This is a genomic window from Xylanibacter rodentium (genome assembly GCF_013166575.1).
Lineage (GTDB): Bacteria > Bacteroidota > Bacteroidia > Bacteroidales > Bacteroidaceae > Prevotella > Prevotella rodentium.
Map to the genome: position 1 here is coordinate 14299 of NZ_JABKKE010000028.1, position 15252 is coordinate 29550.

General features: G+C 40.8%; 14 protein-coding genes. All 14 read right to left on the reverse strand.

Annotation, left to right across the window (positions count from 1 at the left end):
* Positions 1–4 precede the first annotated feature (4 nt).
* Positions 5–418 (reverse strand): sugar 3,4-ketoisomerase, encoded by a 414-nt coding sequence (locus tag HPS55_RS12530; RefSeq protein ID WP_172178600.1) that lies wholly within the window; start codon positions 416–418, stop codon positions 5–7.
* A 5-nt stretch (positions 419–423) separates the two neighbouring features.
* Positions 424–1608, reverse strand: a complete 1185-nt coding sequence (gene purT / locus HPS55_RS12535) for a formate-dependent phosphoribosylglycinamide formyltransferase (protein WP_172178602.1) — start codon at positions 1606–1608, stop codon at positions 424–426.
* A 45-nt stretch (positions 1609–1653) separates the two neighbouring features.
* A complete protein-coding gene (locus tag HPS55_RS12540; RefSeq protein WP_172178604.1) occupies positions 1654–2226 on the reverse strand; it encodes a DUF6585 family protein in 573 nt (190 codons plus the stop codon).
* A gap of 90 nt (positions 2227–2316) precedes the next feature.
* On the reverse strand, positions 2317–2808 hold the full coding sequence (locus HPS55_RS12545) for a metallophosphoesterase family protein (protein ID WP_172178606.1): 492 nt from the start codon (positions 2806–2808) through the stop codon (positions 2317–2319).
* Positions 2805–3428, reverse strand: coding sequence for a cytidylate kinase-like family protein (locus HPS55_RS12550; protein ID WP_410543866.1), 624 nt, complete (start codon positions 3426–3428; stop codon positions 2805–2807). The genes HPS55_RS12545 and HPS55_RS12550 overlap by 4 nt, the downstream gene beginning before the upstream one ends.
* On the reverse strand, positions 3425–4780 hold the full coding sequence (locus tag HPS55_RS12555; RefSeq protein WP_172178610.1) for an MATE family efflux transporter: 1356 nt from the start codon (positions 4778–4780) through the stop codon (positions 3425–3427). The genes HPS55_RS12550 and HPS55_RS12555 overlap by 4 nt, the downstream gene beginning before the upstream one ends.
* Before the next feature lie 332 nt (positions 4781–5112).
* Complete coding sequence (locus HPS55_RS12560) at positions 5113–6657, reverse strand: RNA-binding domain-containing protein (RefSeq protein ID WP_172178612.1); 1545 nt, start codon at positions 6655–6657, stop codon at positions 5113–5115.
* 50 nt (positions 6658–6707) lie between these two features.
* Positions 6708–7634 (reverse strand): O-methyltransferase, encoded by a 927-nt coding sequence (locus HPS55_RS12565; RefSeq protein WP_172178614.1) that lies wholly within the window; start codon positions 7632–7634, stop codon positions 6708–6710.
* The gene (locus HPS55_RS12570) at positions 7606–8970 is read right to left on the reverse strand and encodes an ATP-binding protein (protein ID WP_172324987.1); all 1365 of its coding nucleotides are present in this window, start codon (positions 8968–8970) and stop codon (positions 7606–7608) included. Before HPS55_RS12570 ends, HPS55_RS12565 begins: the two co-directional genes overlap by 29 nt.
* 13 nt (positions 8971–8983) lie before the next feature.
* Positions 8984–9769, reverse strand: a complete 786-nt coding sequence (locus tag HPS55_RS12575) for a restriction endonuclease (RefSeq protein WP_172178618.1) — start codon at positions 9767–9769, stop codon at positions 8984–8986.
* 9 nt (positions 9770–9778) lie between these two features.
* Positions 9779–11359 carry a DndE family protein gene (locus HPS55_RS12580; RefSeq protein WP_172178620.1) on the reverse strand — a complete coding sequence of 527 codons (1581 nt, stop codon included), beginning with the start codon at positions 11357–11359 and terminating at the stop codon, positions 9779–9781.
* Entirely contained in the window at positions 11349–13463 is a 2115-nt protein-coding gene (dndD, locus tag HPS55_RS12585; protein WP_172178622.1) for a DNA sulfur modification protein DndD, read from the reverse strand. Before dndD ends, HPS55_RS12580 begins: the two co-directional genes overlap by 11 nt.
* Complete coding sequence (dndC, locus tag HPS55_RS12590; RefSeq protein ID WP_172178624.1) at positions 13460–14800, reverse strand: DNA phosphorothioation system sulfurtransferase DndC; 1341 nt, start codon at positions 14798–14800, stop codon at positions 13460–13462. The genes dndD and dndC overlap by 4 nt, the downstream gene beginning before the upstream one ends.
* A 27-nt stretch (positions 14801–14827) precedes the next feature.
* Positions 14828–15052: a helix-turn-helix transcriptional regulator gene (locus tag HPS55_RS12595; RefSeq protein ID WP_172178626.1), complete on the reverse strand. Its 225-nt coding sequence runs from the start codon at positions 15050–15052 to the stop codon at positions 14828–14830.
* Between the last annotated feature and the right edge of the window lie 200 nt (positions 15053–15252).

Consider the following 15252-nt stretch of genomic DNA (forward strand, 5'->3'; position numbering starts at 1 on the left):
CCTATTACAAAGAATTATACTCCCTCAAGAACTCGTCATAGTCGCGGATGTAGTCGGTCTCATCAAAGAGGTCGGAAGCCAGCACAAGGCATACCGCGCCCGACGAGAAATCGTCGAGCGTGCGCCACACACCGGTATCCACGAGCAAGCCCTGATACGGGTGGTTGAGCAGGAACGTCTTGCGCTCACGACCGTTGTCGAGCGTGACATGAAAACTGCCGCTCACGGCGATGATAAACTCCAGACACTGCTTGTGGGCGTGCCCGCCACGGCTTTCGCCGGCAGGCACATCATACACCCAGTACACCCTCGACACATCAAACGGCACGTTCTTGCGACTCTCCGCCACCGTGAGATTGCCCCTCGGGTCGAATATCTTCGGGAGGTCGATTATCCTCCCCAGCTTGTCGTCGTTCATACGCCTTAGTCCTTATCCATATAGGGGTCGGTGCCGAGCACTGTCTTTGCCAGACGCTTGGCCTTGTCGCGCAGAGCGTCGATGTCGGCATCGGGCTCACCGTAACACAGCGTAACACCCATACGACGGCCGAAGTGAGCCTCGGGTTTGCCGAAAACGCGGATGCGTGTGCGGTCTTCTTTAAGAGCATCGGCAAAATTGTAGTCCAACGGCTTGTCTGACTCAACAGGCGACAGCACCACAGCACTCGCACCGGCATGTTCAAGATGTATGCCGGCAATGGGCAGACCCATCACAGCACGGAAGTGCAGTTCGAACTCACTCAAATTTGTTGTGTGACCGAGCGTCACCATTCCCGTGTCGTGCGGACGCGGCGACAGCTCCGAGAATATAACCTCTCCCTGTTTCGTCAGGAAGAACTCCACACCCCATATGCCGGCACCTGTCAGCGCACGTGTCACCTCGTCAGCCATGCGCTGAGCCTGCTTCAGAGCGTCGTCGGAAATCTTGTACGGCTGCCAGCTCTCGCGGTAGTCGCCACCCTTCTGCACGTGACCGATTGGCGGGCAAAACAGTGTAGGCCCGTTCTTCTGAGTGACAGTGAGCAACGTAAACTCCGATTCAAAATCTATGAACTCCTCGATGATTACTTCCTTAACATCACCGCGGCTACCCTCCATCGCATCGCGGAAAGCCTTCTCCAGCTCGCCGTCGTTGTGCACATAGCTCTGGCCGTGACCAGACGACGACATCAACGGTTTCACCACACACGGGAAACCGATTTCATCGGCAGCCGTCTTGAACTCCTCGTAGGTCTTGGCATAGAAATACTTGGCCGTGCGCAGCCCCAGCTCGCGCGATGCGAGGTCGCGTATGGCCCGACGGTTCATCGTATAGTTCACCGCCCGTGCACTCGGCACCACCTGCACGCCCTGCTTCTCAAAGTCGAAAAGCCTCTCCGTGCGTATGGCCTCTATCTCGGGGACGATGATGTCGGGACGGTGCTTGTTGACCACTGCCTCCAGTGCATCGCCGTCGAGCATGTTGAACACCTCGCGCTCGTCGGCCACCTGCATGGCGGGAGCGTCGTTATAACGGTCGCAAGCAATGACATACTGGCCCGCCCGCTTGGCGGCGATGACGAATTCCTTGCCCAATTCGCCCGAACCCAGTAAAAGTATTCTCTTCATATCTTCGCTTTTATATTTTCAACTTGACCTTTCTATATATATCTATCAGCTATATAACATGTGTCTTGCAACGAATTCGCGTTTGCCTATCTTATTTTTTTTATCATATTCGATATGTAAATTAGACAATCTCACCTTGGATGCAATAACCGATCTCATCTCTTCATAATTTGAATAGCAATCGGGTATGCGCAAAATGAGGTATTTGTCTTTGGTCAACCAAAGAGCGTTTTCACGATAAGTACGAATCCAAAAACTTTTAATTTCCACGGTATCGTATACTGTGTCGAACTCTTTAAATAGATAGACTTCCCGTTTGCGAGGTAAGAAAACACGCCGTGTCAATATTCCATGTTCTGCAATTACAATTTTCTTCAGACTGGGTATTTCTGAAAAAGGCGGAATCCAAAGGCTTGGAGCCACAAAAAGTAAAATGATAAAGAGCGAAAGAAGGAATCCTATTTCTATAAGATCTTCAACTTTTACAGATTCAAATATCATCTGATACAGAAGGGGCAGAAATATGATGGCTGATGTACTAAATTCTACCCAATCAACTTTGGACTCAACAACTATGGTCCCCAATTCTCTTTGTACTTCCAAATCCAAATGCTTCATGATTCCAATTGTTATATATTCTGTTCGCTGTCGTCTTTCATTTCGGCGTCACGGCAATCCCTGACCCCCGTCCTTTCCAGACCTTGCCGGTTACCTTCCTAATGTTATGACTTCGCAATCGCTGAACTTGCTGCCGTCGACGGTCAGCCGCACCAGCGTACGCTCCTTGTGCCATCCCTGCAGCCCGGCGGCACCAGGATTGATGTGCAGCAGATTGAGCGTGCGGTCGTACTTCACTTTCAGTATGTGCGAGTGGCCGCTGATGAACAGTTGCGGCGGAGAGGCATATATCTGTCCGCGTATCGAGGCGTCATAGTTGCCGGGATATCCGCCGATATGCTTCATCAGCACGTCGGCATCCTCACAGCGCCAGCGCAGTTTTTCGGGATACATAAGCCTGAGGTCGCCACCGTCGCAATTGCCGCACACGGCACGTAGCGGGCGGAAAGCGGCCAGACGCTCCGCCACCTCCACAGAACCGATGTCACCGGCATGCCATATCTCGTCGCAAGGCTCAAAGTAGTGCAGATACTTGTCGTCCCAATAAGAGTGAGTATCGCTTATTATTCCTATTTTCTTCATTTGGCAAACCTTTCCTTTATGAAGTCCCTGATAAAATCCCCGGTACGTTCAAGCCCCATTATACCGGAGTCGATGCACAGATCGTAGCTCTCACTGTGCCCCCATGTCTTTCCGGTGTAATAGTTATAATACGCCGCACGGTCACGGTCGCCTCGGGCTATGAGTTCCCTCGCCTCGTCGATGCTGCATCCGTGACGCTCGCACACCCGCCTTATCCTGCTGTCCGGATCGGCCGTTATGAAGATGTTCACCACATTATCGTAGTCACGCAGCACGTAGTCGGCACAGCGCCCTACAAATACACAGGAACCCTCGGTGGCCGCACGGCGTATCGCGTCGCTCTGAAACTTGAACAGGTTCTCCTGCGAAAGTTCGTTACTGTAGAAATTGATGTCGCTGACATGCGGCACGTGCATGTGAAACAGCGAGCGCAGGAATCCGCGGTTTTCATCGTTCCGCTCGAACACCTCCTTGCAGAACCCGCTCTCACGCGCCGCAAGATTGAGCAGCTCGCGGTCGTATAGCGCACATCCGAAGTCACCGGCCAGTCGCGCAGCGATGTCGCGTCCGCCGCTGCCGAGCCTGCGACCCACATTTATTATGATATTCTCCATTCTCATTGATTTTTCAAATCCGACATCCGCCGCGTATATCTCAGCATTATCCCCAACGTCACCAACGAGGATATCGTATCGGCTACGGGCATCGAAGCCCATACTCCGTCAATGCCGAACCGCAGCGGCAGCACAATCAGCATGGGCAGCAGAAACAACATCTGCCGCGAAAGCGAGAGAAAGATGCTGACTCCGGCCTTTCCTATGCTCTGGAAGAAGTTGGTGGCCACCATCTGAAAACCTATTATAGGAAAAGTGCACATTATGATACGCATGCCGCGGGCGGCCATTCCGGTCAGTTCGGGGTCGGAAGTGAACAGACTGACACACAGCTCCGGAACGAACTCCGCCACAAGAAATCCGCTCGTGGTAATCACCGTAGCGGCCATCATCGACAACTTTAACACGCGCATCAGGCGCTCCGTCTGCCTGGCACCGTAGTTGTAGCCAGCGATGGGCTGCATACCCTGATTGATGCCCATCACTATCATGACAAAGACAAAGGCCACACGGTTTGCTATGCCGTAGGCGCCCACAGCAAGGTCACCGCCATACATCAGCAGCCCCTTGTTGATGAATATCACCACAACGCAGGCGCACACATTCATCAGAAACGGCGACATGCCTATGGCGATGATGTTTCTCACAATGGCTGCATTAATCCTGTATATGCCGCGCCGCAGATGGAGAAGCTCGTCCTTGTCGGAGAACAGCTTCATCTGCCACGTCAGGGCCATCATCTGCGAAAGTATCGTGGCAAAGGCCGCTCCGCGTATGCCCATATCGAGCAGATAGATGAAAACAGGGTCGAGGATGGTGTTCATCACCACTGTGAACATCGTAGCATACATAGCCTGCCGCGGCTTTCCGGCGGCACGCAGCACGGCATTCATCCCGAAATACATGTGCGAGAAAACATTGCCGAGAAGTATCACAACCATATAGTCGCGGGCATAAGGTATGGTCTGTTCGCTCGCTCCGAAGAAATAGAGTATGGGGTCGAGAAAGAGCAGTGACACCACACTGAAGAGCACACCGACAATGAGGTTGAGCGTGACTGTGTTGCCAAGAATGTTCTGCGCGGTACCGTAATCCCGCTGTCCGAGCTTCACCGAGATACATGTCGACGCTCCCACGCCGACAGCGGCACCGAAAGCCGCCGAAAGATTCATGAACGGAAACGTGAGCGCCAGGCCCGATATAGCCATCGGCCCGACACCCTGTCCTATGAATATGCTGTCGACCATGTTGTACAGTGACGACGCTGTCATCGCTATGATAGCAGGCATGGCATATTGAAGGAGCAGACTGCCGACGGGCTTTGTCCCCAATTCCAATGTAGCCTTGTTATTATCCATACAATATATAAATGATGTGCAAATATACGGAAAATCTCTGGAAAAGGCTAATAAAAAGGAGAAATTGTCTTCGTAACGTTTATTAATAAGGTGTTTCTCCGTATGGCTGTATTTGGTTTATAATGTCTAACTCATTGATGCTTAATTTTGCAATCAAAAAGACGAGTATAGCAAGAAGCACACTCAAAGTGCTGTTTTACGTGAGAAGAAACGAAAACGAGGTATGAGATTGTGATTTCATAGAACTTCTCAATAGAAATACAAACAGAGGAGAATACGGGAAAGGGACTATCTGGCAAATTATAGACAAGTCAGACAGCCCCTACTCGAAATTATTTCTTGCGACGATACTTCTGATTGGGATCATTGGGCTTTTCGGGTATGGTGCGTTCAAGAACTCCAATCTCTAACAAAGATGCAATATACTTCTGACGATTTTTGGATTGATTGGATAGCCCTATCCTATCCATAATCTCTTGTGCTGTTCTCGGTACCGAACAAAAGTTTCTTATATCTTCTTCTTTCTTGGTTAGCTTGCGAGTAACCAAGTTAGTGCGATGTTGTTTACTCTTATTATCAGCTTGGTTACTTTTATCGGTAACTAAGTTACTTTGTGGTTGAGCTTGGTTACTATTTCGAGGAATAGTGATTACGAACTCATTGGCGGCATGAGTAATATCCTTGTCCTCAACACCGTTGAAGAAAACAGCATTTGGATCGTATTCAAGCGCACGGCGTACTCCACTCCCCGCACCTGTATAAGGCAATAGGTAATTGGCATTCGTGAACAAGAATATATTGCGAGGCATTGACGTACCATTCTTAATATCTTCAATGGTCAATCCGTTAGGTAAGGCTCCAGGACTGTGAATTTCAACACGATTGTCAAATATAAAAATCCGAATAGGAGACTTCATATTCAGCGAGCGGTGAACAAGCGCATTGACCACATACTCGGTCAGGCTCTCGTATGGTATCTCCAACTCTCCAAAAGAATTAAACTCCTTTTCGACCTGCACCTTACGCAAATTGCGAGTAAAGAAGTTCATGATAGTACGGAACTGGTGGAGCAGGTTTCCTTCAATCTCCATATCGTGCATTTTGTCGCGGAACTGAGTCCCACCGACCGAATTTCCTATATAGCTGATACACTTTGCTGTCATGACAGGAAGCCAACGCTGAGTATACTTGCCGAACAATAGCATAGCAGCAACGGTCATCTTACCGTCAGGACGGATAAAACGCAGATTTCTGAGTAACTTCTCTATGGTCGTACCCTTAATTACAAACTCAGCCATTTCGTCAAGCGAAAAGTCTTTCATATTCAACTCATCAACATTCTTTCCTTTGAATACCGGTGAGAAACGGTTCATAAGATAGAGTTTGATGGTATCTGCATCAAGGTCGTCGATAGTGGCATTAGGTACTGATGCCTCATCGGGGACAAAACTACCACATTCACTCATCATCTCGGCAAGCTCCGAGTTGTCGAACACTTTACGTTTGTCTGCTCCGTTTTTCACCCATATAATCCCCTTGTTGTCATGGTACGGTTTATTCTTACCCTCCGGAATAGTCGCGATAACCACAGCCCCACCTGTTACCGATACATTTTCCACATCAATCAGCACATTAGGAATCACATTTTCAGATGCAATACTCGTAAGTAGATTAGTCGTTTCCTGCAATTCTAAATAGGACAGCGCATTAACAGCTCCTAATTTATCATTGATTCCAATAACAAGCCTTCCACCGCGAGAGTTGCTGAAAGCCACCATCTCACAGCCAATATCATAACGGTCATTCGCACGCTCTTTAAACTGCATCTGCCCAGCCTCAGCCAAGTCGCGCATTTGAAGTAATTCTTGCTCTGTCATATCATATTATTCTTTTTATTTATTTGCTATCATGCATTAAATTAATTCGGCTACAGCCTAACATCATAAAAATGAGGCAAAAATCGATATATTCGTTTATATTTTTCTATTTCCGCGAGAGTTAATATCTTTTTGTCTGTCAAATCTTTTTCCCGTTCTTCAATATCCAAGATTTGGTTTAGATATGACGCTTCTCTATATGTTAGATTTGGGATATTGATTTCATATGGTTGTATTGTAGAAATAAACTCAAAACCATCAATATTGAGGCCTTCTTTGTTGCAATCCGTATTAAGTACAATACCACCGTATGTAAACATTTTCGCGCCACGGTGCTCTGCATATTTTATATTATACAAGGGAAAAAACGTTAATTTATCACCAATTAAATTTCTTTCTTTAATAATTCGATGGCATAGACCTTCAATCATACTTTTTATAGTATTACATGTATTAATGTCCGCACAACAATTATCAACAATATTATATGGAACTAAAGAACCATAAAGTTCCTTAAACTCATCATTAGTATATGGAGTATTCCCATTTTTAAGTTCTCTATTACAAGACATTATGATAATGCTACCGTGTGGTATTTCTCTTAAAACAAGTTCTATATCTGTAAACACGGTCATAGAAAGTGTATTATCATAATCAAGCCAGATTATGCTTGGCTTTGATAGGTCAATAGATGATAATTGTTCTGAAGATTGACCATGAAGAATATTGATACATGAATAAGGTTTATTAAACTCCAATTTTAGGGGTTCATACTTGGCCTCTATGCTATACATTTCTTTGATGTGTAGTTCCTTATGGAACAATTTAAAATCAGTGAATGATAGTCCTCCAAAACCAATATATTGGTACTTTAATTTTAACACTCCCATTATTCTTGCAATTGAAGCAAGAAGCATCCGTCGTTCTGCAAATTTGCAAGGACGAGTCTCATAATTCAATACCGTCGCACTCTTCATTTGCAATTTCTTCCAGTTTTAGATAGTAGTCGAATGTCGTTTCTCCAAGTTCTTTGTAACTTTTGGCTTCGGCGTGTTCTTTCGCAGCCTCAGCAGTTTGTTTCGCAACATCATATGCAATGCGAACTGTACTTTTCTTCCTAGCTATTATATCAGTATCAAGTGGAGGTGCGATAAATATTTTCGCAGCGTTGGAGAAATTAAGAGCTTTCAATTCTACAGCACCGATTTTGGAGGTATTTTCCCAAAGCATAGTTCTATAATCATTTGCCTCATCTCCCATCTGAGGAATCTTTTTAAGAAACTCAAAGACTTTAATCATTCCGTTTTTCATCAATGGAAGAATCGCTTTGTATACCTCTGATGTCGCGTCTATACCTTTTTTGGTTGTAGTTAAAGGTAAATTTAAAGTTTCTTCTGAATCTAAAAAAAGAATACCTCTAAACATTACATAATTAATATGCCACTTTGGAATTGGCTGAACTCCCCAACCAGTTATACTGGAAGTATCGGCCTCTAAGACTAACCTATTATTGCAATAGATATACCATCCAGACAATTTAGGTTCGCCAATTCCGCCCAAACCTGCAATTAATTTATATCTTACATTATTTATTATTCCTTCAATATGATAAGGAGTAGTGTTGTTAGACAGCAATAGCTCAACACGCTTACCTGATAATGGTTTCCCATTTAGATGTATCGTAAGACCTTTTTGTAAGCTAAAATTGAGTAGTTTTTGAATATTATCCGCTAAAGTTGTTAAAAAACCTTCATCTGCAAAGAGATTACCAACTTCAGAATTCAAATTAGTGATACTAATTGAGGTGCCGTCAGCTTTACCTGTATTGGGAATTTCTATATACGTAAATGACCAATCGTCGATTATATCTGATGTTCCATCTTCATTTTTTATAGTTCTTACTTTTTTACTCCAGTCGTCAACATCCACTTCTACTTTAAACGCATCCTGTTTGGATTGTGATTCAACTATGAAGTTTTTTCCTATCTTAAACAAAGATCTTTTCATTCCAATTCCAAAGCGACCTACCGTTCCGTTTCCCTTAGGTGCGTCCTCTGGGCGACCAAATCGAAATGCATATCTTTTAGCGGTATCAATAGAAAAACCGCCACAATTATCCTTAATCTCAAAATAATCCTTATTTACGGTAAGATATATATTTAAACCAGAATAATTGCTAGGATTAATTCGATTCGCACCATCAATAGAATTGTCTAATAAGTCTATTATCGCATCTTCTATTGAGATATCCCGAGTAATCATCTCTATAAAGAATTTTTTTGTAGGATTCCCCTCAATTATATTAGTAACCATTTTTTCTTTCTATTTAAGATAAAACATTATCTAGTGCATTAATGTAAATGGGCAAATCTTCATATTCTATTCCGAAATGCTTATCAATCATGAAATCAACAATCATGTTTCCATCTATGAGAATTATAGGAACAGCTCCTGACTTGATTGAGCTATTTTCTGCTTCTTTAGAAAACGAAGAAGTCGTGAAGAATAGTCCTTGTTCATATTCCCCTTGAACTGCGCCACGGAATGCGTCAATTTCCTTTCTGCTAATCTTATTAGAACCCCATCTCTTACATTGAAAAGCAACATTCATATAAGCTAAACCGATTTTGAGCTTACCATGACCATCAATGCCACCATCACGACTTTTTTTAGTGACGATTAAATGATGAAAAACATACTTCTCTAGTAAATTTTTGCAAAACAACTCAAAATCATAAGGGTTCAGTCCTTTTAATTGTCTGAGAATTTTTGCTTTAAATTCATGAGTGTACTGATAATGAAGTTCTCGAAGCCTAGTTAATGGAGTTGTTTCTTTTTTAGTATTATCATGCTTTGTCTGCATATTAGCTAGTCCAAAAGTACGACTTCCTTCATCATACAAAAAATACTTTTTTGAAGATGCCGAAGGATAATCAATCCCAACTGCATGACCTCTAAGTTCTACTCTTAAAACAGATAACGGATCTTGTGCATGAAACTCATACAAGGAATTCTCAATTATTTTCGAATAAATTTCTGAAACAGACAGGGTCTCGTCAGAATGTTTTAAAACTTCTATAGCAGCTTCAATGATTGTCCTTCTCTTTTTCATAATCAAAAATTATTTTTCTTTCCAATACTGAACAACTTCAAACAAGTCGCCTTTTTGCAATTCTTTAATATTAGATACACATTGCCCGTTATCTAATTTTTCAAGATTTCGCATAGTTCGAGAGCCATCTTTTTCACTCAGACCAAGGAATTTATTTATAGCTTTTGTATTGTTAAGGTCATTTATCGGCAAAAGGAATGCTGTTTCACATTCTTGCGAAAAATCGAAATTGCCTTGATTATACTCCGATATGCCTTGAGAGAGAAGAACTATAGAGACTCCATATGAACGAATTTTTCTAAGTAAAACTTCCAAAATCTCCAAAGACTTCTTTTCACGGAATAAATCGTGAGCTTCATCAATCATTAACACATAACGCATGCTTCGGTTACCTTCAATGACTTCTGTTCCACCCATATTGGTAAACACATTGAAGATGTAGTTGATGATAAGAAAGATTGATGTAAATCGAACAGTACTATCCAATTCACCTGATAATGAAAAGTAATAATTGTTGTTTAGGAAGATACTTGGGTCATTGACTTTTGAAGCGAAGAGTTCATACTCACTCAGACGCTCCATAATCTCTGTAAGAGTGTCACGGTTATCACCTACTGATTCTATCACAAAATCATAAATTTCCTTTAATGAAGGATGTTTTCCATCTTTATGTTGAACAAACGCTTCTTTCATAGCATCTTTTAGTGTTTGCTGTTGTTTTTTGCCAATATTGGAGTATTTAGCAATAATATCAACGAATTTATTTATACCTACAAGTTTATTCTTTTCATTAACATTATCAATGAATGAAACTGGATTCAATGGAAATGGTGTATGAGGCGCATTTATACATTCTGTATGAGTTTCTGTAAAGAAATCACTCATTTTATTCCTGTCATCTTCACTTAGTCCCTTAAAATCAAGAAACAGAAAATTGACTTGACCTTGCGTCTGTGTATATAATTGACGAAGAAATTCAAGTGCAAATTGAGTCTTGCCAGAACCAGATTTTCCTGCTACGGCAATGTGTTGATTGTTGTAGCGAGTTGAATCGTTGAAACAACAATATATATCCTCTCTTGTTACGATATTATATCCCACTTTGATTTTAATAGGACCAGAAAACACACTTTTTGTGATGTGTTGATTTCTATTCTCAACGCAATCGAATCTTTCGGGAGTATCTTCAATCATATCAATTCCCTTTCTGAAATATTCAGTTAAGAAATCGAATAAAGTATATTGTGGATTATTTTCAAACAGGTAATTTATCTTTTCTAATCCATGATCAATATGTAGTTTTATATACTTGGAAATAAGCTCGTCATTTTTAGTTATTCCATATGCCTGACAAATTAAGGCAATATAGAAATCTCTATACTGTCCATCAAACAGAATATGGTCCTTGTATTCTTTTCCTTGTGAATCGTATGCAGAAAATTCCTGTTGAGTAAAGCGTTTACCTGTAGACAAAGAATAGCCTAATGCAATACGAGCTATCACGTTTTCTTTTGTACCCCCAGTAAGTTTTTTTGTTAATTGGGTTACAATGGCTTGATTTTCGCCAGATGTTTTGATGTTAATTTGCATATCCGCTATTATTATATTCCTCGAAAAGATTCTCTGGTTTCACTTCAACAAAGTGCGAACCATCCTTTTCATTGTTTATCAAATAGGATTTATTCACAATCGGTTGAATATATTGATATTCTTCTTCTGTCAATTCTTTTTTAAGAAGAGGAAAGAGAATCACTTGCTTTGAAACATTTGGATAGAACTTCGTGAGTACATTCTTTGTATGTTGCGGGTCAAATTTCTGCATTGGACTATCTATGAAAACAGGAAACTCTATTTCTGTTTCATCAACCAAAGCACTTAAAAGTGCAGATGCAAACATCTGACGTTCCCCCATGGAAAGAATGCTATTATCAATTTTCTTATCATCATATCCAAATAGGCAAATGTCAACATCATCACCATTGCCATTGATGTCTACAATGACCTTTTTAACAAGATTAGTCTTGTGCAAATATGATTGAAGTTTTACTTCCAGTTTTTTCGCTAGAGCCTTTTTCTTTTCTTCCTTAAAGCGAATAAGAAATTTTTGTATTGTATTGATTAGGCGTGTAGCTTCATTATCAACTGCTCGGTTTTGATCCGAAACATTTATTTTTTTAGAGAGAATCTCCTTTTGCTTTTTATGAGCAACCACTTGTTCTTTAAGTGACTCTATTTCACTTTGTTTTTTTCCAATTTCTACACCTATAGAATCTATCTGACGGTCGATATTTTCTTTTCGGGTTCTCAAATCCTGAACATAATCACTCTCTGCTTTTTTCTCAGCCTCTCGAATATTCTTTTCGATTGTGTATAATTCAGATTTGGCTTTGGTGTATTTATTAATTAGATTCTCAAAAGAAGATTTACTATCTTTGATTTTTGCAATAAGATGCATAAACTCTTCAATCTGTCCCTGACTAAAGTCATGTAATGTACTAAAATGTTCAAACTTACCTTCATCAGAAACATTGTAAAAATGCTTCTTAATGAGTTGTCTAATTTGCTGTTCATAGAAGTCTCTAGTCTTTATATCAATTGAGAAATGGAGATCCTTCTTTGCTTCTTCAATATCGCCGAGTATGACATCAGTTTTATCATTAACTCCTTCCAGTTGAAGTTTATTCTGTTTATACGCTTTTTCTGTTTCTAATTGTGTTGAGAGTTCAGACATAATACCTCCTGACAAGCCAAATGGAATAAGGCTGTATAAATCTTTAAGGCTGTTGTCTGCTTCCCTTAGCACTATGTCAAGTTCCGCTTTCCTATTATTTAATTTATGCAATTCGTCTACAGACATAGTATCGCCTTCACGAATCAATTTTGATTGAAGTTCGGCTGAATTATGACGTTTAAAAACTCTGTCTTCTTCCAGATTACTAATTTCCTCAGTTAACCTGTCAATTTCACCTTCTTTAAAATCAATATCTGCAATTAGCCCATTAAACTCGCGTTTCTCTTGAGGTTTAGCTGATGACTTTCTATAGTCATCCTGGATTCTGACCAATTCATTTTTTAGATCTTCATATTTCTGTATGCCAAGAACTTGAGAATATGCAAGACTTAAATCCTTTCGTTGTTCTGGAGTATTTATTTGAGCAAATGAAACTATCTTTTCTGCATCAAAGAAAAAGAATTTTGCAATCTCTATTGGAAGTATGTAGTCCCGAATAAATATTTCCTCTTCTTTTGCAATTTCCTCTTTTGACCCCGTGAACAAATCGTTCTTCCGACCATCAATCAGAATTTCTAGCTCGTCATCATAATTCGTTGCACTATCATAGGAACGAACAATTGTTATCTCGGTGCAAGGCGTATCTGGAATTTCTACATCCGTAAATGTAACGGACACAGAGAATCGAGTTTCGCCTTCTTTCTGTGCAGCAAAGTTGAGACTATTACCAATGTATTTACTATAACCTCCTTTTTCGTCAATTTCTTTACGGTATAGTTCATCTACCTTCCCCATGTTCTTACCATATAGGCACCAAACTAATGACATGAGAAAAGTTGTTTTACCGAAACCATTATTACCACTGACGATAATCAGATTCCTATTCCCATCGGGAAAAAGTTCAATCTTATTCTTCCCTTTATAAATTCGGAAATTATTAAGTTCAATTTCGCGTATCGTCATGATTTCTTTTTATTTACAAATTCCTCTAAACGAGACTCAATTTCTGTTTTCAAGCCACGGCGTCGCTGCATGAGTGACTTGCTTTTCTGAAGCATAAGAAGTTGCTCTATCAATTCACCTTCTTCAAGGTTCTCTTGGCAAATTTCTTTCATCAAATCTGCTTCCAATTTGTTTTTTATTTTGCCCTCTTCCATATTTAATGAGGAATTATAGATTTTGTTATATATTTCTGACACTTGATATGCAAAGTTAAAATCTCGATACCAATTCACTTGAATTGCAATCAATTCTTGATCAGTAATGAGTTTTATTTCAGGATTATATTGTTGCAATTCATGTTGAACATTTAACAGTCCTTCCAACATTTTCGCTCTATATATGAAGGTGTAGGGACCCATATCGTTCACAGCTCTTCTCCCATCCCGTCGCAACGGGAACCGATTCTCAATGATATTCCGTTCTTGGTCCAGTTTTAACCTAAAATCATAAAGTGGTTGCATCCATTCTCGCCCATTTTTTATAAGCGAACGCATGGACTTATCATCCTTCACAACAGTACAAGTCCAACAACCGAAACGACTTTGACCACAAGAACCATGACTTTTATCTGTTACAACGGTTGGACATTCGTAATCGTCCGCACTCGCATCAACATAAATGTTAAACAGGATTTTGTTATCAAATCCCCAAGGAGATGGAATGGCATTTATTATATACCAGACTTCTTCTAACATCAATTCTTTGATTGGTGCATAGACATATGTATTCGCCAACAGAGTATGATTGGTAAGTCGCTTGCCATGAATTTCATGTTTCTTAATAGAGCGAGCACGAGTCGCACTTTCTGCTTTTCTTGTTCCAATTAAAATTATAGCTTCCCCACATTCGTCTACTTGTTCTATTATAAAACGAGCTGTAGGCTTAATTTTCATTTTCTCAGTACACCATCTAAATGCTGTGTTAGGAACCGGATACCCCTTTCCGATAACATTTACCCAAAATGAGTCTTCAAGCCTAGGTGTAGTCTTTCGAACAAAAATCGGTAAATCGTCTTCTCTTGCTTTCCTTTCTATTTGTTCAAGAACTTGGTCTACATAGGATGCTATTATAGGATTTTCAACCATTGTATCATTGCACACTACATATATTGGTCTGCGAAGCTGGAATGGATTAGGTAACTCTTTTAACTTTTTGAGTGCTATCCACACAAGCATTAACAATACTGTCGAATCCTTTCCACCACTGAATCCTATAATCCATGGGCGAGCAGACTCGTCAGCGTATGCATACTGGTCGAGAATTTCATCTATTATATATTCAATACGTTTATTTCTCATTTTAGACTTTTATCATAAATCAGACACTTAATCTACTTGCTGAAAATTTATGAATTTCTTATTTACTAAATCGTCCAATTCGACATCTAATAAATGTGATATTTTAACTAAAGTTTCAAGGTCTGGTTGAGAACTATTCGTACACCATTTTGAAACAGTGGACGGGTTGACTTTTAATTGCTCACATAGCCATTTATTTGTTCTCTTCTTTTCAGCTAAAACAACTTTCAGACGGTTTATATCAGTTTCCATATCAATAAAATTTGTTACTTGACTGCAAATATAATGATTTATTTTCACCCGACAAAAGAAACAGATGGTTTTTATAGGCATATCGGCAAAATCAGACTGAAAGGTAGTTTCAACTGGCAAGTGCAAAATTAATGATTTGTTTGAAGAATTCTTCTTTCGGGGTTGAGAAATTTAGTTTCTTTCTCGGTCTGAGGTTCAAT

What these genes read in the sequence shown, in the direction of transcription:
- dndD (WP_172178622.1), bottom strand. Translation starts at nt 13,463, where the DNA reads ATGACGATACGCGAAATTGAACTTAATAATTTCCGAATTTATAAAGGG.
- HPS55_RS12550 (WP_410543866.1), bottom strand. Translation starts at nt 3,428, where the DNA reads ATGAGAATGGAGAATATCATAATAAATGTGGGTCGCAGGCTCGGCAGC.
- dndC (WP_172178624.1), bottom strand. Translation starts at nt 14,800, where the DNA reads ATGAGAAATAAACGTATTGAATATATAATAGATGAAATTCTCGACCAG.
- HPS55_RS12560 (WP_172178612.1), bottom strand. Translation starts at nt 6,657, where the DNA reads ATGACAGAGCAAGAATTACTTCAAATGCGCGACTTGGCTGAGGCTGGG.
- HPS55_RS12570 (WP_172324987.1), bottom strand. Translation starts at nt 8,970, where the DNA reads ATGGTTACTAATATAATTGAGGGGAATCCTACAAAAAAATTCTTTATA.
- HPS55_RS12595 (WP_172178626.1), bottom strand. Translation starts at nt 15,052, where the DNA reads ATGGAAACTGATATAAACCGTCTGAAAGTTGTTTTAGCTGAAAAGAAG.
- purT (WP_172178602.1), bottom strand. Translation starts at nt 1,608, where the DNA reads ATGAAGAGAATACTTTTACTGGGTTCGGGCGAATTGGGCAAGGAATTC.
- HPS55_RS12540 (WP_172178604.1), bottom strand. Translation starts at nt 2,226, where the DNA reads ATGAAGCATTTGGATTTGGAAGTACAAAGAGAATTGGGGACCATAGTT.
- HPS55_RS12575 (WP_172178618.1), bottom strand. Translation starts at nt 9,769, where the DNA reads ATGAAAAAGAGAAGGACAATCATTGAAGCTGCTATAGAAGTTTTAAAA.
- HPS55_RS12580 (WP_172178620.1), bottom strand. Translation starts at nt 11,359, where the DNA reads ATGCAAATTAACATCAAAACATCTGGCGAAAATCAAGCCATTGTAACC.
- HPS55_RS12555 (WP_172178610.1), bottom strand. Translation starts at nt 4,780, where the DNA reads ATGGATAATAACAAGGCTACATTGGAATTGGGGACAAAGCCCGTCGGC.
- HPS55_RS12545 (WP_172178606.1), bottom strand. Translation starts at nt 2,808, where the DNA reads ATGAAGAAAATAGGAATAATAAGCGATACTCACTCTTATTGGGACGAC.
- HPS55_RS12530 (WP_172178600.1), bottom strand. Translation starts at nt 418, where the DNA reads ATGAACGACGACAAGCTGGGGAGGATAATCGACCTCCCGAAGATATTC.
- HPS55_RS12565 (WP_172178614.1), bottom strand. Translation starts at nt 7,634, where the DNA reads ATGAAGAGTGCGACGGTATTGAATTATGAGACTCGTCCTTGCAAATTT.